Genomic DNA, 25,345 nt, shown 5'->3' with positions numbered 1-25,345 from the left:
TTTGTAATTAGTTATGCCTAGCTACTTATGCAAGTAAGTGGACTTAATTAAAAATATAAAGCCCTAAAACCTGCGCCGTACGCTGCGCGTACGGCGCAGGTTATTGCGAATGTCAAAGGATCATGACTTTTTGTTTGGTCGTCCTTCTCCTAGGAGATTTCTGTAAATTGCTAGGCTTTTAGTTGGCAATAAAATAAACAGATAAGTCATCAAATCATGACAAAAAAGAAAGTTATTTTTGCTTTTTTTGTCTTTTTTTTGCCAAGAATATTGGCAATATTAATATCTTGGCAATCAGTATCTAGGCACAATTAAATATAAAACCTCAAAAGCTCTAGCACAGGCTAAAGCTTTTGGCTCTGGCTTTATTTGTTTGGCGAGGACTAAACCTTTTGGACGAAAGTTCTGCCGAGAATGCCTTGTGGTCTTACTAGTAAAACGATGAAGAGTAAAGCAAAGGCAACGGCATCTTTATAGGCGGATTGATTAGATGGGACGAAGGACTCGGCAAGTCCGAGGACTATGCCCCCAACTACGGCTCCAGGAATATTGCCTAGTCCGCCGAGGACGATCACCGCTAATCCTTTTAAGCCAAAGCCGATACCAAAATAGGGACCCGCGATACTGACACTGGAGCCTACAAGAGTTCCCGCTAGTCCGCCGAGGAATCCCGATACAAAAAAGGTGAGAACAATAAAAAAATCGGTGTTTATGCCCAGCAAGCTTGCTGTAGTGGCATTTTCGGCTACAGCTTTCATGGCTTTGCCGATCTTGGTGAAGTTAATACCATAGGTAAGAATGGCTAAAACTATCACAGATACGCCAAAGATCAGGATCTGTACGGTGCGGATGGCGATTGGTTTGTCAGGGGAGCCGAAGTTGATGGCGGCAGGTAAGCTGCCGTAAATATTGGCGGGGAAATTATAGCTTTCTGCACCCACTAAGTATTGGATTGTATTGACGATCGCTACGGCTACGCCCAAACTAGAAACTAAGGTCAGTAATGGGTCAGCATGACGATCGCGTAAAGGTCGAAAAGCAATCCGCTCGATCGCGATACTGATCAGTCCTGTAAAGATACTGCTTACAAAAATGGCAACAAAAAAGGGCAAATGTACTTCTTTGGGTAAGGATAGGTTGGCGAGAATACCATTGAAGCCAAAAGTGCCACCACATAGCACGTAGGTAAAGTATGCTCCCAACGTAAACACCGCACTATGGGCGAAGTTAACGATCCCTAAAATCGAAAATACCAAGGTATATCCGAGGGCAAAAATGGCGTATACGCTCCCAATTGATAAACCATTTAAAAATTGCTGCAAAAATACCGAAAAGTCCATATGAGTTTTTTAAAAAATTCTACACTTGCGATCGCAACTATGGCGATTGCGGTGACTATTACGCCAACACCCTCGGCGATCGCCACATTTAACAATCCTGATCGCTCCCATCATCCCCATAAACTGCCTAACCAATCTCAAACCCAATCTCAAAAACAATCTCAAGACACAATCTCATCGATTACCGCTCCTCCACCGCTGCAACTGCCCGATACGGGCGCACAGGATGATAGTTGGAGCTGTGGACCTAATTCGGCGGCGAGGATATTGCGCTATTACGGGCATGATGTTGACTATGCCATGGTGCGCGAGGCAACTGACAAGAAGTTATTTTTACCACAGAAAATACGCAATCCCTTTACTAATCAATGGATTGAGGTGCGGACGGGTACGCCACCACTCACTTTGCAGCAGGTCATGCAACGCTGGGAAGGGGATCATGTTAAGAAGTCTCCCCAAACTAGTTTTAATCGGTTACTGAATTTATTGCGATCGGGTAAACCTGCGATCGCTTTGGTGCGGGTTGGTAGCTTGAAAGTTCCCTATGTGGGCTCGATTCCCTATCTACATTGGATTGCGGTAACGGGAGTCGATCCCCAGAACCAGCAGATCTATTACACCGATACCAATAGCCAAACCTATATGCTGTCATATCAAGATTTCCAGACAAGATGGAACTTGGGCTTAGATCACGATGTTAGTGGGGCGATCGCGAATATCCTCAAAAGCAACGGCGTGGAGGCAAGAACTATAGTCTGGGTGGATCGATAGTGAATCAAAACTCGTAGCGCACGCACAGCGTGCGCTACGGTTTTTGGGATCGCCTAGCTCCTTAGTGCGTTGTTAAAGCCAAACCGTAAAGATGCGCCCTTGTAGGGCGCATCTTTACGGTTTGGCTTCGCCTAGATTTGCCAGTGATGGCGCAAAGCTGTAACTGGTAACCTTGCCAATTTTCGCCTTGGCTTTTATAGATTTAAGTCTTTCTACGCATCAGCTTCAGGGGACTTTGCTAATAGGATAAATAATTGATATCTATTGATATCTGTAATGATATCTGTAAATTTGATAGGTTTCCTTGGTAAAGTCATTGATGTGGTGTGAAGGATCGAATCTGCTCTTCTAATTTGGAAACTTACTGCTCATTATCATTTCTGCTTTTATCAACTCATAAATTTTCATGGCAGAAAAAAGCTATAAGCAATATTAACTATGATCAAAACCGCAATTACGAAGATCGCAATTACGAATATCGCAATTACGAATATCGCAGCAGTGGGCTTGTTCCCGCTCATAGGCAGTCTCACTCCTGCTCTCGAACCGATCGCCTTAGCTCAAACATCGCCTACTCCCGTTAGAGTCGATCGCCTAATTTCTCAGAACGATTCGGCAAATAGTTCGATTAAGCTGGTAGAACAAGCTAACTCCCTGCGAGAGCAAAACCAGCTCGATCGGGCGCTTACTCTTTATCGTCAAGCGATCGCTGCGAGTCCAGAGTTGGTTCCTGCTTACTATGGTTTGGGAGTGACATTGCGCCAAAAGGGGGATATTCAGGGCGCGATCAATGCCCATCGTCAAGCCATTACGATCGATAAAAGTTACACGCCCGCCTATTACGGACTCGGCATCGCGCTTTATCAAAAGGGTGACTCTAGCGGTGCGATCGATGCGTATCAACAATTTATTCAACTCAGTAAGGCGGACACCAATCTTGCTCCTGCCTATTACAATTTAGGTCTCGCCTACGAGCGACGGAATAATATCGATGAGGCGGTTGCTTCATTTCGGAAGGCGATTGAGTTTGACCCGAAGTATGCCCTAGCTCATAACGGTTTAGGAACGGTATTGCGGCGGCAGGGCAATCGCAAGGAAGCGATCGCCGCCTATCGGAAAGCGATCGAACTTGCCCCTCAGTACGCTGTGGCGCATTTTGCCTTGGGAATTTCGTTGTACGAAGATCGAGACTATACGGGAGCGATCGAAGCCTACAAACGGGTCACGACCCTTGAGCCTAATTTTCCCAATGTTTATTACAACCTCGGCTTAGCCTATAACCAATTGAGTGATCGCCCCAATGCGATCGCCACGTTTCGGAAGGCGATCGAGCAAGATCCGCGTAATGCAGATATTTATGCGATTTTGGGTAGTGTTTTCTTGAGGGACGAAAATATTCCTGAAGCAGCGGAAGCTTTTAAGCGAAGTACGGAGATTAATCCTAAGGTGGCTAGTTCCTTTAATGGGCTAGGGCTTGCTTTACGTCGTCAAGGCGATCTCGAAGGTGCGATCTCCGCTTATCAGAAGTCGATCGCGATTAATCCAAACTATGCCGTGGCTTATAACAACCTCGGGCGCGTTCTTTCTGACCAAAATCGTAATACCGAAGCAATTGCCGCATTTCGGCGGGCGATCGCGATCGATGCCCAAAATGCGGTTGCCTATAGCAATCTGGGCAATTTATTGCGGTCTCAAGGCAATAGTGACGAGGCGATCGATGCTTTTCAAAAAACCATTGCGATCGGCAAAGAAGATCTCTGGGTCGATTACACCAGTCTAGGGCTAGCCTATGCCGATCGCGGCAGACTGGGCGAAGCCCAGAATGCCTATTTCAAGGCTCTGTCTTTAAATCCAAATTTTGCCAAGGCACATTTTGGACTAGGGGCTTTATATACATTGAAAGGGGAAGTTAGCAATGCGATCCGCTCCTATCAAGAAGCTCTGAAGTTGTACGAAGAAAACCGTGACGCAGAATGGATTAAGCGCACCCAACAGGCAATCCAAGCATTACAGGGGATTACTTAATTTAAAACAAGCTGTGCTTTGCATGGCTTGTTTTGAATTAAGTACCCCTCAAATCGCTAAACTGTGATTCTGGTTGTTTACAACATGGCAAAAATCACCGAGCTGCAAGCCGTGATTTTAGTCCTGCTTGGCATGACCACAATTAAAAAGCATAAATTATGGAGTTTTAAATATAAGCATGGGATTTTTAGAAGGTCAGGTGGCGATCGTCACGGGTGCATCAAGGGGTATTGGACGCGCGATCGCGGTGTCACTTGCCAGTGAAGGCGCAAAAGTTGTGGTGAACTATGCCAGTTCGGCTAGCGCCGCCGAAGAAGTTGTTGCGGAAATCAAGACCAAAGGCGGTGAAGCGATCGCCATTCATGCCGATGTCTCCCAAGAATCACAGGTGGACAGCTTGATCAAATCAGCGATCGACTCTTGGGGTCGCATGGATATCTTGGTAAATAATGCGGGCATTACCCGCGATACCCTATTGCTACGGATGAAGCTTGAGGATTGGCAATCGGTGATCGACCTCAACCTGACAGGCGTATTTCTGGCTACCCGTGCTGCCTCCAAAATTATGCTCAAACAGAAATCGGGACGAATTATTAATATTGCCTCCGTTGCAGGACAGATGGGTAACCCCGGTCAGGGCAACTATAGCGCGGCAAAAGCTGGGGTAATTGGCTTTACTAAAACCGTTGCGAAGGAACTTGCCAGCCGTGGGATTACGGTCAATGCGGTTGCTCCAGGATTTATTGCCACAGATATGACCGCCGATCTCAAGAATACCGATGATATTCTCAAGTTCATTCCTCTGGGGCGTTATGGTCAACCCGAGGAAATTGCGGGTATGGTGCGATTTCTAGCGGCAGATCCTGCGGCCGCCTATATCACAGGACAGGTTTTTAATGTCGATGGCGGTATGGTCATGGCATAGCCATAGCCAAGGGCGCTCACAGCGCCCTTGGCTATGGCTATAGCTGCTGCCAGCCCCGAAAGAGGGTTTCGACTTTGCTCATCCCAAGGGATACGATGGCTGAGCGAAGTCAAGCCTCTCTCAAAGCTTCTCTCGATGCATTTAGGGTTTCTATATGAATTTGAATCGGTTTTACGCAAAGTTTCTCCAAATTCTTAGTATTCTCCTAATGGTGATAGGTCTTGTGGCGAGTCCAGAGTTGGCGATCGCCGCACCTAGCCCTCAACTGGCGACCATTGATTTCACCAAACAGGAGGCGATCGAAGTGAAAGTTAGCCTCAGCAATGGTGCTAATGAGCTCAGATTCATTCCCGATCGCTTTGTCTTTGAATCGGGTAAGCGATACAAATTGTTGCTCAGCAACCCTAGTGCTATGAAGCATTATTTCACCAGTAAGGATTTTGCCGATGCGATTTGGACGCAAAATGTGGTGGCTGGTAATGTGGAAATTAAAGGGTATATTCGCGAACTAGAATTACGTCCCAATACTAACGCCGCATGGACATTTGTGCCAATTAAGTCAGGTACGTATGAGTTGCACTGCGCGATCGCTGGACATACCGAAGCAGGAATGCGCGGTACGATCGCCATTCAACCTAGCGCGTAGAATGAGGAATTAACTTGCTTTTTGTTTACCGAAGGTTTAAATCTCCATGCGTGCCATATTCGCAGCTTTGCTTGCTTTACTTTTGTTGTTGAACCCCGCACCAGTACAGGCTCAAATTAATATTACGGAAACCGAATCCAATCAACTCGATCAGTTAGTCAAACAAGCCTTTGATGCTACCAATGCTGGCAAATTTACTGAGGCTGAAGGCTATTGGACGGATTTGATTAAACTTTATCCAGACAATGCCGCAGGATGGAGCAATCGCGGTAACGCCAAAATGAGCCAAAATCGCCCACAGGATGCGCTTGAAGATTACAACAGGTCGGTAGAACTGGCTCCCAATTTTCCCGATCCCTATCTCAATCGTGGGGCAGCATTGGAGAGTTTGGGCAAATGGCAGGAAGCGATCGCTGATTATGATCGCGTTTTGGCGATCGATCCTCAGGATGCCGCCGCTTACAACAATCGCGGTAATGCAAAGTCAGGCTTGGGCAAATGGGAAGAGGCGATCGCCGATTATCAAACGGCGATGCGGGTTAACTCGCGCTTTAGCACTGCCTTTGGCAATAATGCGATCGCCCTTTACCAAGTTGGTAAGACCGACGAAGCGATCGTGGCTATGAAAAATATATTACGTAAATATCCCAACTATACGGATGTGCGAGCCGCTCTAACCGCCGCACTCTGGGCAAATCACAAGCTAGGGGAAGCGGAGAGCAATTGGGTATCGGTGGCTAATCTCGATCCCCGCTACCAAGATATAAACTGGGTAAGAGATATTCGCCGTTGGCCCCCTTTAATGGTTGCAGCTCTAGAAAAGTTTTTGACTCTGAAATAACGTGAGTTCGGGATAATTGGAAACGGGCTTTGAGCAAGTGTTTGCTACGCAAACCCTTTCTCAAAGCCCAAAAGTAAAAGCCTTGCGTAGCAAGGCTTTTACTTTTGGGCTTTTAAAACTTGCCAGCTTAATCCGAACTGACGTTATACCAATTCCCAAAATGGCAACGCCATTTTTGGGAATCTCAAAACCTGACTGGGTTTGGTGTTTAATTCACAAAAGTGTTGTCACACTTTCGTGAATTGGTATTACTTATTAATTGACTGATTGGGGTTGGCAGGGATAGAAATCTGAACATCACGTTTTTGCTGATTTCTAAAGGTCGATACGGCTTCGTCAAAGGACTCGGATTGGCTAGCCCGAAATTGCTCTGGAGACTTGCCACCAGCAAGATTAATGCTATTCATGAGCTGCAATAGGTTGACATTGCTGCCACCGATGCTCAAAGAGCTTCTTTCCTGTTGTTGGGAATCCCTTAGGGTTTGCTCGGCTAATGTTGGGGCATTATTGATTTGCGCGATCGCTCCAGCAGCTCCAATCATGCTAGCCGATACTATCCCCATAGCGGTCAGGGAAATAGATTTTAAAGTCATCGTTTTAGCTCCTTTCTTAACATCTAATTCCTAGTCTATACCAAATTTTTTTGGGCTTTGGTTGTTAACACCCCAAAAAATAAAAGCATTAATACCAAATCACAAAAGTGTTGTTCCACTTTCGTGATTTGGTATTACTTAGGACATAAAACCCCAAAGATAGGTGGCGGCGCGAAGCGCCGCCACCTATCTTTGGGGTTTTGAGAGCAAACTGGCAACTAAATGGCGTAATCAAGGGGAAAGGACTTAGCATCCCTTGGCTCAATATGGACATGTTGTTGCGGTTGTAATTTCAACTCATCAAAACGTTCACGACTCATATGGGCCGTTAAAATTTGTCCATCGCCTAGGGCTAACTCAACTTGAACTTCCCAGCCCAGATGAATTAATCTGGCGATCCTTGCGGAGACAGATGTGCTGGTGGGCTCCGTTTCAATCAAAATATCGCGGGGGCGGATATACACATCTTCACTAGCATTATCCGTTTTTAGCAATTTTGTGCGATCGCGACTGGCGGGCAGTACATTCACAGGACCGATAAAACTCATCACAAAAGGGGTTGCAGGATTGTCGTACACTTCAGCGGGCGTGCCAATCTGCTCGATTTTGCCCTTGTTCATTACCACGATTTCATCCGATACCTCCATCGCTTCTTCTTGGTCGTGGGTGACAAAGACGCTGGTAACATGCACTTCATCATGGAGGCGACGCAGCCAAGCCCGCAGTTCTTTACGGACTTTGGCATCCAGTGCGCCGAAGGGTTCGTCGAGGAGTAGGACGCTCGGCTGGACGGCGAGGGCACGGGCGAGGGCAACTCTTTGGCGCTGTCCGCCCGAAAGTTGGGAAGGGTAGCGATTACCTAAACCCTTGAGCTGGATTAATTCCAATAGCTCTTCGACGCGCTCAGCAATTTTGGCTTTGGGTTCTTTGCGGATCTCTAGTCCAAAGGCAATATTTTTGCGAATGGTCATGTGTTTGAAGAGAGCGTAATGTTGGAAGACAAAACCAATATTGCGATCGCGCACATCTTGATCGGTGGCATCCTTTCCAGTCAGAAAAATCTTGCCGCGATCGGGGGTCTCTAAGCCTGCAATCAATCTTAATAAAGTGGACTTGCCAGAACCTGAGGGACCTAATAGAGCTACCAATGACCCAGTTTTGACCTCAAGATTGATATTGTCTAGGGCTAAAAAATCACCAAACTGCTTAACTACATTTTCTACAACAATGCCCACGTTGCCATTACCTCAAATTGTCTTAACATGACCGACAGATCGCCTTCAAATCTACAGTTAATCTATGCGTTTACCGTTGATTCGATATCATCACATATTACAATACTTAGCGCTGACCGAAAAACCTGATAGTTTTTAGGATAACCTGCTGCCAGCGCTACTACAGCGCTTTGCGCTCAAACCCAAACCAAGGAAATTTTTGAAAGCGTTGCGAAGCAACGCTTTCAAAAATTTCCTTGTGGTTCGTTCGATCGATAATTGCTGTAAGAAACTGTAAGTAGCCGTACATAATTAAAACCAAGAGCCAAAACCTGTGGCACAAGCTGTGCGTGCGCCTCAGGTTTTGGGGAGCTTATATTTAATTGGGCTTAGCTACTTAGTCTACGGTTTGTCGCTAAAGTGGATATACAGAATTCCACCTTATTTATAAAGCCTTATTTAAAAGCCTTATTTAAAAATTGTAGGGAATTGTGGCTTGTCTTCGAGAATTCCTGCGATTTCCTGTAATTTATTTTTATGATGTCAAATCCACTTCTTCCGATCTCTGTATTAGTACTTACCCTTGCTTTGCTGGGTTGGGGATATTTTCGTTCCCGCAAGTTTGGTAAGCTGGGGCTATTGTCTTGGCTGCAATTTGTAGCGCTCATGGCTCCTTGGCTCATCTACTTTGGCTTGTTTGTTTTAGGTGTTTTTATCAATTTCACAACCCTATTATTTTTGTTGCTAGGCTCGACGATCGCCTATGTTGCTATCAGTAACCAATTACGCAAGATTGTGTCTGAAGAAAAATCAGCGATCGAGCAAAAGCTCAAACGAGACATTGAAGTGACTGGTATCGATCGCCCAAATGCTCAAGACAATCTGACCAACGATCTACCTGTTAAGACTCCAATTGCTTTGGCAATGTCGCAGGGAAAGAACCAGTTAAAACTTTTTAAGTCCTTGCCTGCGGAAGATATGAAGCTGATGCAGGGGATCTTTGGAATCGAAACCTACTATGTTACCGAAACTATTCCCTACCAAGAAGGGGCTATTTTTAAGGGTAATTTACGGGGTGAGCCCGATGTCGTCCATGATCGCCTGACTAAATCCTTGCACGATCGCCTTGGCGATCGGTACAACCTCTTTTTAGTTGAAGGGCAAGATCGCAAGCCCGTAGTGATCGTTTTGCCTAGCCGAGTTAGTAATGTGGATAACAATACGATTCCGCAAAGGCTCTTGATTTTGGTGCTGATTGTTGCCAATGGCTATACGGCTTTAAATTTGGGTGCTTTAGTAGGCGGGATTCCCGTTGTGCAATCTCCTCAAGAATATCTCATCGGTTTGCCCTTTGCCTTGGGTATTGGCGCAATTTTAGGGCTGCGAGAGCTAGTGATGCGTCTGATGGCAAAGAAATATAAGGTTAAGATGAGTTTGCCGTTTCTTTTGCCTTCTTCCCAATTAGGTTCTTTTGGGGCGTTCAGTCGGATTTCTTCGCCATTGCCCAATCGGGTTGCTCTGTTTGATATTGCGATCGCGCCAGCCTTGGCAAGTGGATTGGTTTCTTTGATCGTGCTTCTGGTTGGTTTGCGTCTATCTGCGATCGGCATGGGAAGCATCGATATTCCCAGTCAAATTTTTCAAGCTTCCGTATTAGCTGGAACCCTAGCGAAGTTATTTCTTGGGAATGCGTTACAGGATAGCTTTATTTCTATTCATCCTTTAGTAGTTCTCGGATGGCTTGGCTCGGTAATCACGGCCCTGAATTTGATGCCCGCAGGTCAGCTAGATGGTGGCAGGATTGTTCAATCGGTTTATGGAAGACGTACGGCAAGTTGGACGACAGTATTAACCTTGATTTTCCTAGTGATTGCTACGGTCATTAATCCACTCGCGCTCTATTGGGGAGGAATTATCTTAATTCTATTAAGAGATTTGGAACGTCCTATGCTCAACGAGCTTTCAGAGCTTGATGGCGATCGCGAAGCTTTAGGGGTGGTCGCTCTCTTTTGGATGTTGATTACGTTACTTCCCATTACCTCCAGTGTTGCCGATCGCTTAGGTATTGGCGGTGGTGGCGGATTGCTTCCATAGATTAAATAGAACAAAGTATCGTTTTTTCTCTTCTAAGTAGCTAGGCATAATTAAAAAACAAAACCAGAGAGTATACCGCCCGCGCAGCGGGCGGTATACTCTTCTGGGTTTTAAGTTTACTTATGCCTAGCTACTTATTCAAAAGATAGGGCGATCGCTCCTAATTCCAAAATCACAAAGCGATCACCTCAAATATCCATACTTTCACGAACAAGCGATCTCCCACAGTTTCAATCATCAAGCGATCGCTCCTCAAAGCTTAAATGTTGTAGGTTTAGGCTTAAGAACAAATACTTAAGGTTTTGTCCAATCTTTAAAAATTCCACAATCCTCATCTTTTATGTACATATTTTCTAAATATTTATCAGTTAAATATAATCCTGAGTCATATTTATCAACATAAATATTCCATGTGTGATTGCTAATATCAAAGTATTCAGAAACATATATTTCGTAAACATAAGTTTTTGGGGTTTGATTGATTTCCTTAATCGCAAAGTCTGAAATAGGTCTACAAATATATGGGCTAAGATTTTGACTTGCTCCTGTATATTTTCTAACTGTTGCAAAATCTCTATCCTTAATTGCTTTAAAGTATCTTAAAACATAAGCTTCTGTATCATTCCTTGCCTCTCTATGAGCATTTTTAGAACTGAATGTTTGCTCAAAGAAATAATTTTTCAAGAACCCAAGTAGGAGAAATAGTGATATTGGGATAAGTATTAGGAGGAAATGTTTTGGCTTCATAAAAACTGAAACTAGGTCAAAGATCGATTGATCGCCCTCAACAAACCAACAACATCAAACAGAGATCGCTTCTAATCTCAATCACAAAGCGATCGCCCTTAATCTCTGCCTATTCATAATGTGACCATACAGAAACAAATCTGGTGGTTCTATTTTCATCATTGACTGCATAAACTAAACGATGTTTGATATTGATCCGTCTTGAGAAATATCCTTTCAAGTTGCCTGAAAGTTTCTCATAGGGAGGTTCATAGGGATTCTGCTTGAGGATTTCTAGTAAAGATTTGAGGTTGGATTCCAAATTAGCAGACTTCAATTTTTGGGCATCCTTAATCACATTTCGACTAAATTCAATCTTCCAGTCCATCCAAGGCTCCTAGGAACTCTTCTTCAGAAACCCAATCATTCGCTTGTTCGGCGGCTCTAATTGACTCAACTAGATTAGGGATGGACTGTAGATAGAGAGTTTCCTGTATGCTTTCCCAATCAGCTTTAGATAGCAGTACCGCATCACCTTGCCGACTCGTAATAAATCTTGGTAGATGATCTTTGCTAACTTGCTCAACTAAGCTGAAAAATTTAGCTCGCGCTTCACTCGCGTTAAGAATTTTCATTGGGAAGTCCAAACTCGTACAATTTATCGTACCACTTTTTGTTAAGGCGATCGCCTCAATCATCAACACTTTCACCACAAAAGCGATCTCAACCAACAAATCAACATCATCATTTTTGTATCAATATTTTTGCTTGAGCCAGCATCAGCCGATATGGTAGGCAAGCTGATCGATTTATCTTCAGTAGCTGTATTGTTACGCGCCCAATTGTGGTCAATGGATAAATTACGCCACTAGATTCTTCGATTTTAAAATTTTCTCGCCATTGGTCTTGTCTAGGATGATAAAGTCTAATAACTCAGCAATTACATGATCTACTTGATGGGAAACTAAAGTTAAGCTTTCGGGAATTAGGCAATATTCACAACAGTTTTGGGCGCGATCGCTGACTAGTTTTCTAAGTTTAGTGGAAATATAGCTTTTACTCATTGACTCGTCTGGAGCTTTATCAGGGCTTGAGTCTTGGCAAGGCGCACGAGATGCTCGATAAACTCATAATGCTGCCATAGTAGGCGATCGCTTTCATTAAAACCTTGTGTACGATTTTTTTCTAATAGGTTATCAATTTCTTGCTGTGCGTCTGGCGCGAGGCGTAAATTTAAGACTTCTTGAGGGGATGGAAGTTTGGCTAAAAAGTGCAATATTTCGGTCAGTCCCGAAAAACCATTATTGGGATTAGCATTCATTTCTCGCAATCCTAGCGCCAATATTTGTGGCAGCTTATCCTGCACAGTGGTGGCGATATCGTCTGGTATGTCTATGGTGATTTGCATAGGATTGGCAAGTGATTGTTAATGTTAGCTTTTAGAATTCATTTTATCAGATCGCCTAAAACATCCACACTCCTGCCACACAAGCGATCGCCCCTCAACAAACCAATAACATCAAACAGTGATCGCCCCTAATCTCATCAAAAAGCGATCGCCAAAATCCCTACTTTTCCCAAACAAGCGATCGCCCTCTCAACAAACCAACAACATCAAACAGCGTCAAACACAAGTTAAGATTAGAGGAATCCCAACACACATAAATACTAAACTTTAAGATGAGATTTGAGTGGGATGAGCGTAAAAATCAGATTAACCGTGCTAAACATGGATTTGACTTTGCTGATGCTTATCTGGTTTTTAATATGCCGATGGTTGTTGAACTTGACGCAAGAGCAAACTATGGAGAGGATCGGTATATCGGTATTGGTTTACTTCAAGGTCGTGTCGTAGTTGTTGTCTACACAGAACCTGACGAACAAACCATTAGGATTATTTCATTAAGAAAGGCACTATCTTATGAACGCAGATACTATGAACAATACCTCGAAGACTGATTGGGAAAGAATTGATGCAATGCGTGATGAGGATATTGATACATCTGATATTCCTCCTCTATCAGCAGAGTTTTGGGCTAAAGCAAAGTTGAGAACTCCTAAACAAATTACAGCATCAGTTCAAATCGATCCTGAAACTTTTGCATGGTTTCAATCGCAAGGTGAGAATGCGGCTCAGCAAATGTCTGTCGCTTTAAAAATTTATGCAGAAGCACATAAGTCTTATGTAACAACGACAAAAGCTTAGAATCTCTTTTAGTAAAATGCCATATAGTTCTTAATCTCAATCATAAAGCGATCGCCTAAATATCCACACTTTCACCGCACAAGCGATCACCCCTCAACAAACCAACAACATCAAACAGCGATCGCATCTTTATAAATTAAATGTTGGCTCTATAGGTGTTTCGGGGAGGTACTTTAGCTTAAATGGCTGAAATGCTTGATGTGCAATAGTTTTAGCCTCGGAGGTCTTTGATAGCTGAAACACTCGTCATTAAAAGCATTAAGCCATTTATCATGGTTGACCTCCCCGAAACACCTATAGAGCCTAAATGTTAAGCTACAATAAATTGACTTAGCCATAAGCAAAATAACCTATGGACATTACTATTCATCTTGAAAAAGAGCAAGCGGATAAACTTAAATATATTCAGCAGCAAACTAAGCAAGATGCATCAACAGTTCTAAATCGCTCTCTGGCTGAAGCGATTGATGCTTATTACCAACAAATTCGAGCTTCTCATCACGATCCTTTGGCGCGACTACGACAAAGTAAGTTTATTGGTTGTTTTAAAGGTGAACCAGATCTAGCCACTAATTCAAAGGAAAATTTCAAAGCGATCATTAATGAGAAATATGATCCTCGCTGATACTGGATTTTTCATTGCTTTGGGAAATAATGGCGATCGCTACCACTCTAGAGCTATCCAAGTAATTTCCACTCTCAGAGAACCACTAATTACCACTTATCCCGTAATTACAGAAACTAGCTACCTTTTGGCGAGAGATGCTGGTTTATCTGTCCAGTTTGAATTTTTGACTGAAGTTGCTAATGGGATGTTTCCCGTTTTTGATTTCCAAAGGCAACATCTTTCTCGCATGGTTGAGCTAATGAGACGCTATGCCAATTTACCGATGGATCTTGCTGATGCATCTTTGGTTGTTTTGGCGGAACATTTGGATCATGGCAGAATTTTAACTTGCGATCGCCGTGATTTTAGTATTTACCGATGGAATAACAATAATCTGTTTGAGAACTTGCTAATAGAAGAAGTCTAGCTATTGTGTTTATGATAATCGCCCCTAATCTCAATCAAACAGCGATCGCCTAAAATATCCACACTTCCCCCACACAAGCGATCGCCCCTCCACAAACCAACAACATCAAACAGCGATCACCCCTAATCTCAATCACAAAGCGATCGCCTAAAATATCCTTACTTTCACGAAACAAGCGATCGCCCCTCAACAAACCAACAACATCAAACAGCGATCGCCCCTAACCTCATCACAAAGCGATCGCCTAAAATATTCACAGCCCCGCCACACAAGCGATCGCCCCAACATAACAAACAACATCAAATAGCGATTATCTCTACTCTCAATCAATTTTCCAACTTTTAGTTAAAAAAGTCGTCATTGAAATTATTCTGACAGTTTGGCAGAGACTTTAAATGTGCTAGAAACTCTTGTAATTCTTCAGTGGTAAGCTGTAGTCGCGCTTTTTTATCAAAATTTCTTACTAGATAATCGCGCCCCTGTACTTTAGTCCAGCCAATTCTTGCCATTTCTACATCTGTCTGTGATATCAAGTCATTTGTAGTAAGTAATGGACTGTTTGGTAACTCAATTACTCCTACAATCAACTTCCAACAGGGTTTTTCACCTTCCCAACCCTCATAAGCCCAAGGCATACCCAAACTTATAGTTAGCAAGTATTGCCCAGTAATTTGATAACCTTCATTCAGTTTATGGATAAATGCTAAATCAGTAATTTTTATTCCAGTAAGATTCTGCCCATTAACAGATTGAATAGTTCCTTTCCACTCTATGACACCTTTTGAAGTTATTCTTCGTTCAACATCAAATTTATTTACTTGAACTAGCTGAAGAGTACGACGATCTTCAAATGGAAGCCTTTTTAGGTAAGAAGGATTTACATATTTCCCAGAATTATGAAGAATGTGACGATAGTTACCGCAATACTTGATTAAATCGGCTGGTCTTACTCTTCCTAAGCATTTCCATTTAGCTCGATGAATAGATAGATTTTCAGACTCAAACCCAAAATCATTTCCCGTGTTAGCAAGAGACATTTCTAAAATATCTAATAGTTCTGGCTCTCTACCATCAACTAGCCGAATATTTTCGGGAACTTTGCCATCTTCAGGATATTGATCATCACATACAGGACGAACCCATTTACCTGTATCAATATCGATCCCAGCAATACAGCGTTCCCCTTCTTTTTTGGAGTTAGCCAAACAAACGATTCTTTTTATAGATGACATATTTTAATATCGTCCCATTTTTTACTTAAATACTCAGCCACAAGGCGGCGATGGCAGTTATGGGGCTTTGCCTCACTACAGAGCAAACATCCATGGTTGAGTAATTCGGGTGTAACTTTTTTCTCAATTTGGCGATCTGAAATTAGTTTTAAAAACTTCTGCTCATATACTCCCCAGTCACCTTTATTTTTTTTGTACTCATCCAAAATGTCTTTGGTTGGAGCTAAGTCAGTGATATGAACATAATCAATATTGCCAATTTGCTTGAGAAAATACTTTAAATCATTTTTTTTAGTAAATCCTGCCAATTGAGACACGTTGTTTAGCCTTGTATCTATAACTGTTTTTACGCCAGATTTGATCAAGGTATCAAAAAATTGCTCAGCACTTTTCTGAGTAAAGCCCATTGTAAATAATTGAACTGACTGACTAAGCATAAACTTCTCCTTTTGTTTCTACATAAGCGATTTCATTACCCTGCTTTTTATAAACTTCTATAAGGCAATCTTCACGGTCTAACTCATCAATTTTTTGTATGGGTGACAAAGCATCAAACAATGAAAGTTGACTAATTTCTGTTTGTTCTACAAATTGCTTAAATCCATGCTTAGCCAGCATCCTATCTTCTAATTCTCCATGAGACTCTAGTTCACCGTTACTTTTAATATGCTGAATATCTAGATCATATTCCTTGAGATTTTTACAGACTAAAATTGCTCGATGACAAGTTAAAGGATCTTTTTCAGCGCACATCAACGCAATTCTATGACGACTTTTTACACCTTTTAAGATTCGCCTGATTCCTTCTGTAAATAAATCAGTCGCCGCAATTCTCTCGTATAGAGCTTTACCATCAACATAGCAACTTTGGTCTTCAGGTCTTGCACCTAACTCTTGACCAAGAAATACATAACGAATTTTATCGGTTTCTAAATAATCCTTTAACTGTGCTTGGCAAAAATGTGGTAAATAACGACTATAGGGACGTGATCGCACATCAGCTAAAGCCGTAATCTCATGCTTTTGTAAAAGCTCAGTAAAAGTCTTAATGCTGTGATTTGAATGACCAATGGTAAAAAGTTGCATTTTTCAAAATCCTCCATTTATTTAGGCTTGACTAGCTACTGGCAATCTCAACTTAACCAAAGACTTTTGCAACACACTTGGCTTAACACTCAACCAAACTTGATTGCGATCGTCCTCAGTATATCCAACCACCACTGCCCCCACAGGCGAACCAATCTCAGGATACATTTCAGGAGTCATCACCCCACTATCCAAAAAATCTGGAATCTGGATAATTCCCTTTACATTCTCATCCCCAATATCAACAAACACCCCAAAAGGCGCATGAAATTCCACTTTCCCGTAAATTAATTTCCCAAGTTGATACTTAGATTTAACTTGATTCCAAAGTTGACTATTCATTAGCTATTCTCTCTTTAACACTCTAGGGAACTGGTTTAAAGTAGGAAATAAATCATGAGGAATCGGTAACTCGATATACGAACCACCCTGATAAGTCCTCTCAAGTGGTTTAAAAAGGCGATCATATGTTTCCTGATCTATCGTAACCTCTAAAATACCCTGTTTGTAACTCTGGTTATACTGTTCAGCCAAACTTCTAGAGTTAGCGCCAGCAAAATAACACTTACCGTCTTCATAGGGTGGATTGTACGGAAAATCCTCCACCTGAAAACCATTTTGCAACAATTTCTCGCCTTTATTCGGCTGAGGCGCTTTATAAATAGTGACTCTCACAATAATCTAATGCAATGCTGCAATAGGGACTATTTGACGCAATATATCACCTAAATTCCTTTTTGCTTCCATCAACTCATAGGCATAATGCAACCGCAAAAAATAACCATCCGACAACCCAAAGTAGCGACATAAACGCAAATCCACATCCGCAGTCATCGGAGCCTTACCTTGAATAATTTGCTGAATACTCAAATATGGCAACCGCAAACTCTCAGCCAAACTATTTGCACTAATATCTAATTCTTCCAAAAACTCATATCGCAAGATTTCGCCAACATGAGGATTACGCAGTAAAGTATCTTCCATTGTCTTTGCTCCTAATGATAATCAACAATCTCAACATCATAAGCATTTCCATTTTGCCAAACAAAACACAGCCGCCATTGCTTAGTAATGCGAATACTGTATTGTCCGAGGCGATCGCCAACAAGTGCTTCTAAATGGTTAGCTATGCGAAGATCTTCTAGATTAGCTGACACATCAAGTTGACGTAATTTGCGTAAAGCCCTTTCCTGCATATCTTATGGTAGCTTACGCGATCGCAAACCTTGCCAAATCTTCTCGGTTTCTTTACAAGCAAACGAAACAATCATTAAATCCTAAACATCTACTTTATTATCATTACTATGAGATCGCCTAGCAGGAATAATTCTAATCTTAAAACTAAAAATTAACATGATCGCAAATCTTCGGGGAATTGAGGATCGAGGATTTGGGCGATCGCATAGGGACAATCGGATGGTAAATCTGGATAATCGAAAGGTGTTTCTCGCACAACCAAGGATAAAGCCAGTCTATGAGCTTCGATTACCGCTTCATTGAGATAGGACTTCAAACTCGGATTATCTTTTAGATGTAATGTTATGCGATCGCGTTGTTCGATAATGGTTGATCGCCAGCTTTTACCGCGCAATTCGGGTTGAAACTCCCACTTCAGCAAATGTCCAATCAAAACACCCAAACGATTGCGAAGTTCTTGTTTTTGCTGCTTACCCAACGACTCAATTTCCTCCACCAAATTCTCTATGTCTAGAGACTGCCATTGACCGAGCCTTAATAGTGCTGACTGCTCCTGAGTCCAAGCATAAAAGTCAACTTCATATAAATCAGTAGCTAAATCAGGACTTGTGTTTACTGGCAGTTCCAACTTTGACTCAAGCATTATGTTCAAGCCTGCAATACATTACACACAACTATAACAAACCAGACCTACCATACTGTAGGTTTAAAATCGTCATCATTAGCGATCGCCACACCATCACCCGAAGGCTTAATTACAAATAATCCTTGACGATAGGCATAACGATCTATCCCCTCATTAATCTCAATTCCTGCCACAGCACCATAGGCTTTATAGTTGCCGTAATGGGGAAAGGAATCTTTAAAGCGTGTTAACTTCTCAACAAACTCATCCACATCATCCTTTGATAAACGGGACTTACATTCCACTAATACCAGTTCTGTATCATCCACAGCCAGAATATCTATTTCCATAGCAAACCCTTGACGCTTAGTTCTGGCACGAGGATACACTTCCTTTACATCAATTCCTTTTTCTTGAAATAGTCGCAATACCGCAGGTTCAACTAATTCCTCAACAAAGCGTCCCCATCTTGTTGTCAGTGCTTCAACTGCCTTACTAGTTCGATCAACTGTTTTTTCTAGCCTTGCTATACTGCGATCGGCTTCAGCAGCACGGCGATCGGCTTCGGCTGCACGGCGATCATAATCCTCTTGAGAAGCTTGGAATAACTTATAGATGTCTTCAATAGTTACAGGGGTACTCATAAACTTGGTGTTTATTCGATCAAGTTTTTAACACCTAAATTATCACATAAAAAATAAGGGGCGTAAGCCCCTTGCCTCTTGATTAATTAGCTACCACCGATACGGGCAACATCGCGGGAGTTGGCTTCAAAGGCGGCGTTGAGGGCATCATCACCACTCAAACCATCCTCTAAGGCTTCCTTAATCGCTTGTAATACCCGCTTGTAATCCTTGGGCATTACCTTCACGAACTTAGGAAGCGTCGCATTCCAATCAGCGAGAACTCGCTCACCGATCGCACTCTCCGTATAGTCAACATGCTGCTGAATCAACTGCTTCAGATCCTTGATTTCTTCAGGATCTTCGAGTTTTTCTAAGCCGACCATTGAGGTATTGCAACGGGTTGCGAAATCGCCTGACTCATCGAGAATGTAGGCAATACCGCCACTCATACCTGCGGCGAAGTTCCGTCCTGTTAAGCCCAAGACGACGACCTTACCGCCAGTCATATATTCGCAACCGTGATCGCCGATGCCTTCGACTACAGCATTTACGCCAGAGTTCCGCACCGCAAAGCGTTCGCCAGCGATACCGCGAATGTAGACTTCGCCACTGGTTGCGCCGTAGAGGGCGACGTTACCCGCGATGATGTTTTCTTCAGCGACAAAGGTAGAGGCTTTGTGGGGATAGAGAATGATTTTCCCGCCGCTCAGACCTTTGCCGAGGTAGTCGTTAGTATCACCTTCTAGTTCCATCGTTACACCAGAGGGAATGAAAGCACCAAAGCTTTGACCAGCCGTACCTTGGAAATGGAGATGTACGGTATCATCGGGTAATCCTTCCCAATGGCGCTTAGTGATTTCGTTGCCAAGGATTGTGCCGACAGCGCGATTGATGTTCTTGATCGGAATAGTCTCTTGAACGGGTTCCCCATCAACGATCGCTGCTTGACATAAATCCAACAACACAGTCATATCAAGGGACTTGTCTAAACCGTGATCCTGCGGGATTTGGCAATAGCGACCGACATCTTCGCCAACTTCGGGCTGATAGAGAATCTTCGAGAAGTCTAAGCCCTTGAGTTTCCAATGCTCGACGGCTTGCTTGGCTTCTAGCACTTCAGTACGACCGACCATTTCATTAAGGGTACGGAAACCGAGTTTCGCCATTAGTTCGCGGACTTCCATGGCAATGAAGGTCATGAAGTTGACGGTATGGGCAGGATCGCCTGTAAACTTCTCGCGCAGTTGCGGATCTTGAGTTGCCACGCCAACGGGACAAGTATTGAGGTGGCAGACGCGCATCATGATACAGCCGAGGGTGACGAGAGGCGCGGTGGCAAAGCCGAACTCTTCGGCTCCCAGTAGCGCGGCGATGACGACATCACGTCCAGTTTTCATTTGTCCATCGGTTTCGACGACGATGCGGCTGCGGAGGTTATTGAGAACGAGGGTTTGGTGGGTTTCCGCGAGTCCGAGTTCCCAAGGTAAGCCAGCGTGCTTGATCGAGGTTTGGGGTGATGCGCCAGTACCGCCATCATAGCCAGAGATCAGCACGACATCAGCGTGGGCTTTAGAAACGCCAGCGGCGATCGTGCCGACACCTACTTCCGATACGAGCTTGACGCTGACACGGGCAGCGCGGTTAGCATTTTTGAGGTCATGGATCAACTCAGCGAGGTCTTCGATGGAGTAGATATCATGGTGAGGCGGTGGTGAAATCAAGCCGACACCTGTGGTGGAATGGCGAACTTTGGCAATCCAAGGATAGACTTTCTTGCCAGGGAGTTGACCGCCTTCCCCTGGTTTTGCGCCCTGAGCCATTTTGATTTGAATCTCTTTGGCTTGGGAGAGATAGAGGCTGGTTACGCCGAAACGTCCAGAGGCAACCTGTTTGATCGCGCTATTTTTGGAATCGCCTTGCTCGTTTGTCCATGTATAGCGATCGGGATCTTCGCCGCCTTCGCCCGTGTTGGACTTGCCGCCAATGCGATTCATGGCGATCGCTAAAGCTTCATGGGCTTCCTTAGAGATTGAACCGTAACTCATCGCGCCCGTTTTGAAGCGGCTTAAGATGGATTCGATGGGTTCTACTTCTTCAATGGGAATCGATTCGCGGGATTTGAAATCGAGCAAGCCGCGCAGGGTGTAATGCTGCTGATTCTGTTCGTTGACGAGGGCAGAATATTTCTTGAACAGTTCGTAGTTGCAATCGCGCACCGCTTTTTGTAAGGCATGGATGGTTTCAGGGCTGAATAGGTGAGCTTCGCCATCCTTGCGCCATTGGTACTCGCCGCCCACATCGAGGGTATTACCACTAGCAGGACGATCGGGGAAGGCGTGGGTATGACGAGCGATCGCTTCTTTAGCAATCACTTCCAAATCCGCTCCTTCGATGCGGGAGGCTGTCCAAGTGAAGTATTTCTTGATCACATCTTGATTGAGTCCCACGGCTTCAAAAATTTGAGCGCCACGGTAGCTTTGGATGGTAGAAATACCGATTTTGGAAGCAACCTTGGTTACGCCTTTAGTTGCAGACTTGATGAAGTTCTTAACCGCAGTTTTGAACTCGACATTGACTAAGAGATGTTGATCGATCATGTCTTTGATGGTCTCAAAGGCAAGATAGGGATTGACCGCACCGCAACCATAGCCGATCAATAATGCGAAATGATGCACTTCTCTAGGTTCGCCAGATTCGAGGACTAGCCCGACTCTAGTACGGGTTCCTGTGCGGATGAGATGGTGATGCAAGCCTGACACTGCTAGTAGGGCAGGGATAGGCGCATTAGCGGAATCAACACCGCGATCGCTCAGAATCAAAATATTCACGCCATCGGCGATCGCTTGATCGGCTTGAGCGCAAATATTCGCGATCACCGATTCTAGTCCGTTGACTCCATCTTTAGGATTGAACAAAGTGGAAAGCGTAACCGATTTAAATCCACCTTCGTTAATATGCTTCAACTTTGCAAGTTCGGCATCGCTGAGAATGGGAGTCTTTAGCTCGATCAAGTGACAGCTTTCTGGTTCAGGCTTTAAGAGATTCCGTTCAGCACCAATCGTAGTTTCGGCAGAAGTAATAATCTCTTCACGAATCGAGTCTATGGGAGGATTGGTTACTTGAGCAAATAGTTGTTGGAAATAATCGTAGAGAAGTTTAGAACGATTGGAAAGAATCGCTAGGGGGGTATCTGCTCCCATTGCGCCCACAGCTTCCACGCCATCGCGTGCCATGGGAGTTAAGAGCAAGCGTAAATCCTCAAAGGAATAGCCGAACGCCATTTGACGTTGTGTGAGCGGAATCGCTTCGACTTCCGTCGCTTCACCATCCTTGAGATTAGCGATCTCCACCATATGTTGATTAATCCATTCGCGGTATGGATGTTCGGTCGCGATTTGATGCTTGATTTCTTCATCGGCAACAATCCGCCCCTCTTCCATATTTACGAGGAACATCCGCCCTGGTTGTAAGCGACCTTTCGATTCGATGCGTTCAGGCTCGATTTGCAAGACACCAGCTTCCGAAGCGAAGATTACCAAATCATCCTTAGTGACGTAGTAACGCGAAGGACGCAAGCCATTGCGATCTAATACCGCGCCGATCATTGTGCCATCGGTGAAGGCGATCGAGGCGGGACCGTCCCAAGGTTCCATCAAACAGGAGTGATATTCGTAAAAGGCTTTCTTCTCATCACTCATGGACTCATGGGCTGTCCAAGGCTCAGGAATCATCATCATCACCGCATGGGGGAGCGATCGCCCAGCCAGCACCAACAATTCCAAAGCGTTATCAAAAATCGTCGAGTCGCTGCCTTCAATGTTAATTACGGGCTTGATCTTCGAGATATCATCACCAAACAAATCCGACTCAAACATCGACTGACGAGCAATCATCCAGTTGATATTGCCGCGCAAAGTATTGATTTCGCCATTGTGGGCAATGTAGCGGTAAGGGTGTGATCGCTCCCAACTGGGGAAGGTATTGGTACTAAAGCGGGAGTGAACCAGAGCCAGAGCGCTCTCCATATCTGGATCATGCAGATCGTGGGCGTAATACTGTCCGACTTGAGCCGTCATCAACATCCCCTTATAGACGATGGTGCGACAGGAAAGACTAGAAGGATACCAATAGGCATCGATATTGGTGGCGCGAATCGCAGTATGGGCGAGCTTGCGAATTACAAATAATTTGCGATCGAAAGCGAGGTCATCAGCAAGATCGGGCGATCGCTGAATAAATACCTGCTGCATGAATGGCTCGCTCGATTGTGCGGTCGCCCCCAATGGCGAATTATCGGTAGGCACATCGCGCCAACCTAAAACTTTTAAACCTTCAGCCTCTACCAGTCTCTCAAAAGTTTTTCTTCCATTTTGACGGGTTTCTGAATCTGGCGAAGCGTACACCATACCTACGCCATACTGACCCACCTCTGGCAAGGTAATATTTGCGGCGGCGGCGACCTTTACCAAAAACTTGTGGGGAATCTGCATCAAAATCCCTGCACCGTCACCCGTATTTGTCTCACAGCCACAAGCGCCACGGTGCTCCAAGTTTTCCAAAATCGTCAGCCCCTGCTCGACGATCGCATGGGATTTTTTCCCTAATTTATGTACGATAAAGCCGACTCCACAAGCATCATGTTCAAACTGTGGATCGTACAAACCTTGTTTCACTACGTTGCTATTCATCATGGACAAAAAGGATATTTAGAGGGCTAAGTCAGCTCGGACGTAATTCGGGTTTTACGACGGCTATCTTGGATTGTACTAATAACTTTATGTCTTAGGGAAGATGTCTTAATGAAATGATCATATGTAATGCAAAAAATTCTGGTATTTTGCAGTATTTTGTTGCTTTAGATACTAAATTGCCAAGGTATGTCGAGAAAGGTTAAACCAAAATCTTAGGACTGAGGGAGGTAAAGTTAATAATGTTAAAATGCTAGAATCATTGGAATAAGTCATGTCTGCAAGAGATATTTTTCATGATGCTGTCAAAATAGCCTTGCAAAAAGATGGCTGGCAAATAACCCATGATCCACTTTCATTAGAATTTGGTCTAGGGCTGCTATACGTTGACTTAGGAGCAGAGCGTATCATTGCCGCAGAACGAAGTAACGAAAAAATAGCAGTAGAAATAAAAAGCTTTCTCAGTGGTTCAGCCGTCTCCGAATTTCATACAGCACTTGGGCAATATCTCAACTACCGCTTACTAATGCAAGAGCAGTACCCAGATTACAAATTATATTTAGCCATACCATCAAGCACCTATGATTCATTCTTTCAATTGCCTTTTGTCCAAGCCACAATTCAGCAATATCAACTCAAGTTAGCAATTTATAAACCAGAAAAGCAGGAGATCGTGAAATGGCAAGACTAAATGAATATCGCCAAAAAATCCAAGATTTACTCACGCAACTAGCAGAATATGGCTCAGCAAATGATGGAGTTGAGTCGCAATTGATCTTTGATACTGAGCGAGATCACTATCAACTAGCTCATGTAGGCTGGCGAAATGATCACCGAATTTATGGCTGTGTTGTACATCTTGATATCAGAGGTGACAAGATCTGGGTGCAACATAATGGAACAGAGTTTGATATAGCTGTCAAGTTATCAGAGATGGGTATCCCAAAAGAAAATATAGTAAATGGATTTCATTCCAGCTATATGCGACAGTTTACAGAATTTGCAGTTAGCTAAGAATTAGCGTTTAAACATTTTGAATACCAATGGGAAAGTTCTCATCAAAAATTTGTTCGATAGAATAAGGGCATTCTTTCGGTAAATCCTTGGGTTTAAGGCGAGTTTCTTTTTCGGCAAGAACTAAAGCTAACTCGAAACCGTCAGCGATCGCTTCTGATAGATAAGATTTTAGGCTAGGATTTTTTCGGATTAGCTTTTTTATTTGAATTCTTTGCTCTTTGATGGTTAATCGCCAACTTTTACCGCGCAACCTCGGCTGCAAATCCCACTTAATCAAATGCCCCAGCAAAATTGCTAAACGATTTTCCAACTCAGATCTTTTTTGGCTCCCCAAAGCTTCGATTTCCTCCGCTAAATTTTCTATATCTAAACCATCCCATTTACCTAAGCGTAAACGCTCTACCTGTTCAACTGTCCAACGATAAAAGTCCGAATCGTATAGTAGTGTTGGCATCATCA

General features: G+C 43.7%; 31 protein-coding genes and 1 pseudogene. 12 read left to right on the top strand and 20 right to left on the bottom strand.

What is annotated here, in order from left to right:
• Positions 1–383: 383 nt before the first annotated feature.
• Positions 384–1,340 carry a branched-chain amino acid ABC transporter permease gene (locus PseudUWO310_RS09980; RefSeq protein ID WP_055075184.1) on the bottom strand — a complete coding sequence of 319 codons (957 nt, stop codon included), beginning with the start codon at positions 1,338–1,340 and terminating at the stop codon, positions 384–386.
• Between PseudUWO310_RS09980 and PseudUWO310_RS09975 the strand changes: the two genes are divergently transcribed.
• The 5 genes from PseudUWO310_RS09975 to PseudUWO310_RS09955 all read left to right on the top strand — a co-directional run bounded on the left by PseudUWO310_RS09975 (position 1,341) and on the right by PseudUWO310_RS09955 (position 6,548).
• Positions 1,341–2,111: a C39 family peptidase gene (locus PseudUWO310_RS09975; RefSeq protein WP_142600644.1), complete on the top strand. Its 771-nt coding sequence runs from the start codon at positions 1,341–1,343 to the stop codon at positions 2,109–2,111.
• Between the two features lie 438 nt (positions 2,112–2,549).
• The gene (locus tag PseudUWO310_RS09970) at positions 2,550–4,136 is read left to right on the top strand and encodes a tetratricopeptide repeat protein (RefSeq protein WP_142600642.1); all 1,587 of its coding nucleotides are present in this window, start codon (positions 2,550–2,552) and stop codon (positions 4,134–4,136) included.
• Between the two features lie 178 nt (positions 4,137–4,314).
• Entirely contained in the window at positions 4,315–5,061 is a 747-nt protein-coding gene (gene fabG, locus PseudUWO310_RS09965) for a 3-oxoacyl-[acyl-carrier-protein] reductase (protein ID WP_142600639.1), read from the top strand.
• Between the two features lie 208 nt (positions 5,062–5,269).
• Positions 5,270–5,707, top strand: coding sequence for a copper-binding protein (locus tag PseudUWO310_RS09960; RefSeq protein ID WP_223805605.1), 438 nt, complete (start codon positions 5,270–5,272; stop codon positions 5,705–5,707).
• Between the two features lie 46 nt (positions 5,708–5,753).
• Positions 5,754–6,548: a tetratricopeptide repeat protein gene (locus PseudUWO310_RS09955; RefSeq protein ID WP_142600635.1), complete on the top strand. Its 795-nt coding sequence runs from the start codon at positions 5,754–5,756 to the stop codon at positions 6,546–6,548.
• A gap of 248 nt (positions 6,549–6,796) precedes the next feature.
• On the opposite strand, the gene PseudUWO310_RS09950 is transcribed toward PseudUWO310_RS09955, so the two are convergent.
• Both PseudUWO310_RS09950 and PseudUWO310_RS09945 read right to left on the bottom strand, forming a co-directional pair.
• Entirely contained in the window at positions 6,797–7,141 is a 345-nt protein-coding gene (locus PseudUWO310_RS09950; RefSeq protein ID WP_142600632.1) for a hypothetical protein, read from the bottom strand.
• Positions 7,142–7,359: 218 nt separating this feature from the next.
• On the bottom strand, positions 7,360–8,376 hold the full coding sequence (locus PseudUWO310_RS09945) for a sulfate/molybdate ABC transporter ATP-binding protein (protein WP_142600630.1): 1,017 nt from the start codon (positions 8,374–8,376) through the stop codon (positions 7,360–7,362).
• 516 nt (positions 8,377–8,892) lie between these two features.
• Here PseudUWO310_RS09945 and PseudUWO310_RS09940 point away from each other — a divergent pair.
• Positions 8,893–10,449 carry a site-2 protease family protein gene (locus PseudUWO310_RS09940; protein WP_142600627.1) on the top strand — a complete coding sequence of 519 codons (1,557 nt, stop codon included), beginning with the start codon at positions 8,893–8,895 and terminating at the stop codon, positions 10,447–10,449.
• A gap of 294 nt (positions 10,450–10,743) precedes the next feature.
• On the opposite strand, the gene PseudUWO310_RS09935 is transcribed toward PseudUWO310_RS09940, so the two are convergent.
• The 5 genes from PseudUWO310_RS09935 to PseudUWO310_RS09915 form a co-directional block, all read right to left on the bottom strand.
• Positions 10,744–11,133, bottom strand: a complete 390-nt coding sequence (locus PseudUWO310_RS09935; RefSeq protein WP_142600625.1) for a hypothetical protein — start codon at positions 11,131–11,133, stop codon at positions 10,744–10,746.
• A gap of 172 nt (positions 11,134–11,305) precedes the next feature.
• Positions 11,306–11,563 carry a Txe/YoeB family addiction module toxin gene (locus PseudUWO310_RS09930; protein WP_142600622.1) on the bottom strand — a complete coding sequence of 86 codons (258 nt, stop codon included), beginning with the start codon at positions 11,561–11,563 and terminating at the stop codon, positions 11,306–11,308.
• Entirely contained in the window at positions 11,547–11,810 is a 264-nt protein-coding gene (locus PseudUWO310_RS09925; RefSeq protein WP_142600688.1) for a type II toxin-antitoxin system Phd/YefM family antitoxin, read from the bottom strand. Before PseudUWO310_RS09925 ends, PseudUWO310_RS09930 begins: the two co-directional genes overlap by 17 nt.
• 225 nt (positions 11,811–12,035) lie before the next feature.
• Complete coding sequence (locus PseudUWO310_RS23275; RefSeq protein ID WP_223805603.1) at positions 12,036–12,239, bottom strand: hypothetical protein; 204 nt, start codon at positions 12,237–12,239, stop codon at positions 12,036–12,038.
• Positions 12,236–12,583 (bottom strand): hypothetical protein, encoded by a 348-nt coding sequence (locus PseudUWO310_RS09915; protein ID WP_055074715.1) that lies wholly within the window; start codon positions 12,581–12,583, stop codon positions 12,236–12,238. The genes PseudUWO310_RS23275 and PseudUWO310_RS09915 overlap by 4 nt, the downstream gene beginning before the upstream one ends.
• Positions 12,584–12,855: 272 nt before the next feature.
• Between PseudUWO310_RS09915 and PseudUWO310_RS09910 the strand changes: the two genes are divergently transcribed.
• From PseudUWO310_RS09910 to PseudUWO310_RS09895, 4 genes are all read left to right on the top strand, one after another.
• Complete coding sequence (locus PseudUWO310_RS09910; RefSeq protein WP_142600620.1) at positions 12,856–13,134, top strand: BrnT family toxin; 279 nt, start codon at positions 12,856–12,858, stop codon at positions 13,132–13,134.
• Positions 13,097–13,381, top strand: coding sequence for a BrnA antitoxin family protein (locus PseudUWO310_RS09905; RefSeq protein WP_223805602.1), 285 nt, complete (start codon positions 13,097–13,099; stop codon positions 13,379–13,381). Before PseudUWO310_RS09910 ends, PseudUWO310_RS09905 begins: the two co-directional genes overlap by 38 nt.
• A 352-nt stretch (positions 13,382–13,733) precedes the next feature.
• Positions 13,734–14,006 carry a hypothetical protein gene (locus tag PseudUWO310_RS09900; RefSeq protein WP_142600614.1) on the top strand — a complete coding sequence of 91 codons (273 nt, stop codon included), beginning with the start codon at positions 13,734–13,736 and terminating at the stop codon, positions 14,004–14,006.
• Positions 13,993–14,415, top strand: a complete 423-nt coding sequence (locus PseudUWO310_RS09895; protein ID WP_142600612.1) for a type II toxin-antitoxin system VapC family toxin — start codon at positions 13,993–13,995, stop codon at positions 14,413–14,415. The genes PseudUWO310_RS09900 and PseudUWO310_RS09895 overlap by 14 nt, the downstream gene beginning before the upstream one ends.
• A gap of 49 nt (positions 14,416–14,464) precedes the next feature.
• Here PseudUWO310_RS09895 and PseudUWO310_RS23595 read toward each other — a convergent pair whose 3' ends face one another.
• From PseudUWO310_RS23595 to gltB, 11 genes and pseudogenes are all read right to left on the bottom strand, one after another.
• Complete coding sequence (locus PseudUWO310_RS23595; protein ID WP_263363413.1) at positions 14,465–14,590, bottom strand: hypothetical protein; 126 nt, start codon at positions 14,588–14,590, stop codon at positions 14,465–14,467.
• A gap of 166 nt (positions 14,591–14,756) precedes the next feature.
• The gene (locus tag PseudUWO310_RS09890; protein WP_223805601.1) at positions 14,757–15,647 is read right to left on the bottom strand and encodes a dual OB domain-containing protein; all 891 of its coding nucleotides are present in this window, start codon (positions 15,645–15,647) and stop codon (positions 14,757–14,759) included.
• Positions 15,635–16,084, bottom strand: a complete 450-nt coding sequence (locus PseudUWO310_RS09885; protein WP_142600610.1) for a DUF488 family protein — start codon at positions 16,082–16,084, stop codon at positions 15,635–15,637. Before PseudUWO310_RS09885 ends, PseudUWO310_RS09890 begins: the two co-directional genes overlap by 13 nt.
• Positions 16,077–16,733, bottom strand: a complete 657-nt coding sequence (locus PseudUWO310_RS09880; RefSeq protein ID WP_142600607.1) for a DUF488 family protein — start codon at positions 16,731–16,733, stop codon at positions 16,077–16,079. The genes PseudUWO310_RS09885 and PseudUWO310_RS09880 overlap by 8 nt, the downstream gene beginning before the upstream one ends.
• Before the next feature lie 21 nt (positions 16,734–16,754).
• Positions 16,755–17,075 (bottom strand): S1 RNA-binding domain-containing protein, encoded by a 321-nt coding sequence (locus PseudUWO310_RS09875; protein ID WP_142600604.1) that lies wholly within the window; start codon positions 17,073–17,075, stop codon positions 16,755–16,757.
• A gap of 3 nt (positions 17,076–17,078) precedes the next feature.
• A complete protein-coding gene (locus PseudUWO310_RS09870; RefSeq protein WP_142600602.1) occupies positions 17,079–17,408 on the bottom strand; it encodes a hypothetical protein in 330 nt (109 codons plus the stop codon).
• 6 nt (positions 17,409–17,414) lie between these two features.
• Positions 17,415–17,717 (bottom strand): HigA family addiction module antitoxin, encoded by a 303-nt coding sequence (locus PseudUWO310_RS09865; protein ID WP_142600599.1) that lies wholly within the window; start codon positions 17,715–17,717, stop codon positions 17,415–17,417.
• 11 nt (positions 17,718–17,728) lie between these two features.
• A pseudogene (locus tag PseudUWO310_RS09860) lies at positions 17,729–18,004 on the bottom strand (type II toxin-antitoxin system RelE/ParE family toxin).
• Between the two features lie 77 nt (positions 18,005–18,081).
• The gene (locus PseudUWO310_RS09855; RefSeq protein WP_142600597.1) at positions 18,082–18,573 is read right to left on the bottom strand and encodes a DUF29 domain-containing protein; all 492 of its coding nucleotides are present in this window, start codon (positions 18,571–18,573) and stop codon (positions 18,082–18,084) included.
• Positions 18,574–18,620: 47 nt separating this feature from the next.
• Positions 18,621–19,199, bottom strand: a complete 579-nt coding sequence (locus PseudUWO310_RS09850) for a DUF3782 domain-containing protein (RefSeq protein ID WP_142600595.1) — start codon at positions 19,197–19,199, stop codon at positions 18,621–18,623.
• Between the two features lie 86 nt (positions 19,200–19,285).
• Positions 19,286–23,869 carry a glutamate synthase large subunit gene (gene gltB, locus PseudUWO310_RS09845; RefSeq protein WP_142600686.1) on the bottom strand — a complete coding sequence of 1,528 codons (4,584 nt, stop codon included), beginning with the start codon at positions 23,867–23,869 and terminating at the stop codon, positions 19,286–19,288.
• A 274-nt stretch (positions 23,870–24,143) separates the two neighbouring features.
• Between gltB and PseudUWO310_RS09840 the strand changes: the two genes are divergently transcribed.
• On the top strand, positions 24,144–24,560 hold the full coding sequence (locus tag PseudUWO310_RS09840) for a XisH family protein (protein ID WP_142600592.1): 417 nt from the start codon (positions 24,144–24,146) through the stop codon (positions 24,558–24,560).
• Positions 24,548–24,883 (top strand): XisI protein, encoded by a 336-nt coding sequence (locus tag PseudUWO310_RS09835; protein WP_142600589.1) that lies wholly within the window; start codon positions 24,548–24,550, stop codon positions 24,881–24,883. The genes PseudUWO310_RS09840 and PseudUWO310_RS09835 overlap by 13 nt, the downstream gene beginning before the upstream one ends.
• Positions 24,884–24,893: 10 nt before the next feature.
• On the opposite strand, the gene PseudUWO310_RS09830 is transcribed toward PseudUWO310_RS09835, so the two are convergent.
• The gene (locus tag PseudUWO310_RS09830; RefSeq protein ID WP_142600587.1) at positions 24,894–25,343 is read right to left on the bottom strand and encodes a DUF29 domain-containing protein; all 450 of its coding nucleotides are present in this window, start codon (positions 25,341–25,343) and stop codon (positions 24,894–24,896) included.
• Positions 25,344–25,345 lie beyond the last annotated feature (2 nt).

The sequence above is a fragment of the Pseudanabaena sp. UWO310 genome, from assembly GCF_006861605.1.
In the GTDB taxonomy this organism is placed as follows: Bacteria; Cyanobacteriota; Cyanobacteriia; order Pseudanabaenales; family Pseudanabaenaceae; genus Pseudanabaena.
Note: the sequence above shows the minus strand (reverse complement) of the source record. Positions and strands in the feature narration are given on the sequence as shown.

Excerpts from the sequence above, each read along its gene's own strand:
- PseudUWO310_RS09980 (WP_055075184.1), bottom strand. The coding sequence starts at position 1,340 with ATGGACTTTTCGGTATTTTTGCAGCAATTTTTAAATGGTTTATCAATT.
- PseudUWO310_RS09975 (WP_142600644.1), top strand. The coding sequence starts at position 1,341 with ATGAGTTTTTTAAAAAATTCTACACTTGCGATCGCAACTATGGCGATT.
- PseudUWO310_RS09970 (WP_142600642.1), top strand. The coding sequence starts at position 2,550 with ATGATCAAAACCGCAATTACGAAGATCGCAATTACGAATATCGCAATT.
- fabG (WP_142600639.1), top strand. The coding sequence starts at position 4,315 with ATGGGATTTTTAGAAGGTCAGGTGGCGATCGTCACGGGTGCATCAAGG.
- PseudUWO310_RS09960 (WP_223805605.1), top strand. The coding sequence starts at position 5,270 with ATGGTGATAGGTCTTGTGGCGAGTCCAGAGTTGGCGATCGCCGCACCT.
- PseudUWO310_RS09955 (WP_142600635.1), top strand. The coding sequence starts at position 5,754 with ATGCGTGCCATATTCGCAGCTTTGCTTGCTTTACTTTTGTTGTTGAAC.
- PseudUWO310_RS09950 (WP_142600632.1), bottom strand. The coding sequence starts at position 7,141 with ATGACTTTAAAATCTATTTCCCTGACCGCTATGGGGATAGTATCGGCT.
- PseudUWO310_RS09940 (WP_142600627.1), top strand. The coding sequence starts at position 8,893 with ATGATGTCAAATCCACTTCTTCCGATCTCTGTATTAGTACTTACCCTT.
- PseudUWO310_RS09930 (WP_142600622.1), bottom strand. The coding sequence starts at position 11,563 with ATGGACTGGAAGATTGAATTTAGTCGAAATGTGATTAAGGATGCCCAA.
- PseudUWO310_RS09925 (WP_142600688.1), bottom strand. The coding sequence starts at position 11,810 with ATGAAAATTCTTAACGCGAGTGAAGCGCGAGCTAAATTTTTCAGCTTA.
- PseudUWO310_RS23275 (WP_223805603.1), bottom strand. The coding sequence starts at position 12,239 with ATGAGTAAAAGCTATATTTCCACTAAACTTAGAAAACTAGTCAGCGAT.
- PseudUWO310_RS09915 (WP_055074715.1), bottom strand. The coding sequence starts at position 12,583 with ATGCAAATCACCATAGACATACCAGACGATATCGCCACCACTGTGCAG.
- PseudUWO310_RS09910 (WP_142600620.1), top strand. The coding sequence starts at position 12,856 with ATGAGATTTGAGTGGGATGAGCGTAAAAATCAGATTAACCGTGCTAAA.
- PseudUWO310_RS09905 (WP_223805602.1), top strand. The coding sequence starts at position 13,097 with ATGAACGCAGATACTATGAACAATACCTCGAAGACTGATTGGGAAAGA.
- PseudUWO310_RS09900 (WP_142600614.1), top strand. The coding sequence starts at position 13,734 with ATGGACATTACTATTCATCTTGAAAAAGAGCAAGCGGATAAACTTAAA.
- PseudUWO310_RS09895 (WP_142600612.1), top strand. The coding sequence starts at position 13,993 with ATGATCCTCGCTGATACTGGATTTTTCATTGCTTTGGGAAATAATGGC.
- PseudUWO310_RS09890 (WP_223805601.1), bottom strand. The coding sequence starts at position 15,647 with ATGTCATCTATAAAAAGAATCGTTTGTTTGGCTAACTCCAAAAAAGAA.
- PseudUWO310_RS09885 (WP_142600610.1), bottom strand. The coding sequence starts at position 16,084 with ATGCTTAGTCAGTCAGTTCAATTATTTACAATGGGCTTTACTCAGAAA.
- PseudUWO310_RS09880 (WP_142600607.1), bottom strand. The coding sequence starts at position 16,733 with ATGCAACTTTTTACCATTGGTCATTCAAATCACAGCATTAAGACTTTT.
- PseudUWO310_RS09875 (WP_142600604.1), bottom strand. The coding sequence starts at position 17,075 with ATGAATAGTCAACTTTGGAATCAAGTTAAATCTAAGTATCAACTTGGG.
- PseudUWO310_RS09865 (WP_142600599.1), bottom strand. The coding sequence starts at position 17,717 with ATGGAAGATACTTTACTGCGTAATCCTCATGTTGGCGAAATCTTGCGA.
- PseudUWO310_RS09855 (WP_142600597.1), bottom strand. The coding sequence starts at position 18,573 with ATGCTTGAGTCAAAGTTGGAACTGCCAGTAAACACAAGTCCTGATTTA.
- PseudUWO310_RS09850 (WP_142600595.1), bottom strand. The coding sequence starts at position 19,199 with ATGAGTACCCCTGTAACTATTGAAGACATCTATAAGTTATTCCAAGCT.
- gltB (WP_142600686.1), bottom strand. The coding sequence starts at position 23,869 with ATGAATAGCAACGTAGTGAAACAAGGTTTGTACGATCCACAGTTTGAA.
- PseudUWO310_RS09840 (WP_142600592.1), top strand. The coding sequence starts at position 24,144 with ATGTCTGCAAGAGATATTTTTCATGATGCTGTCAAAATAGCCTTGCAA.
- PseudUWO310_RS09835 (WP_142600589.1), top strand. The coding sequence starts at position 24,548 with ATGGCAAGACTAAATGAATATCGCCAAAAAATCCAAGATTTACTCACG.
- PseudUWO310_RS09830 (WP_142600587.1), bottom strand. The coding sequence starts at position 25,343 with ATGATGCCAACACTACTATACGATTCGGACTTTTATCGTTGGACAGTT.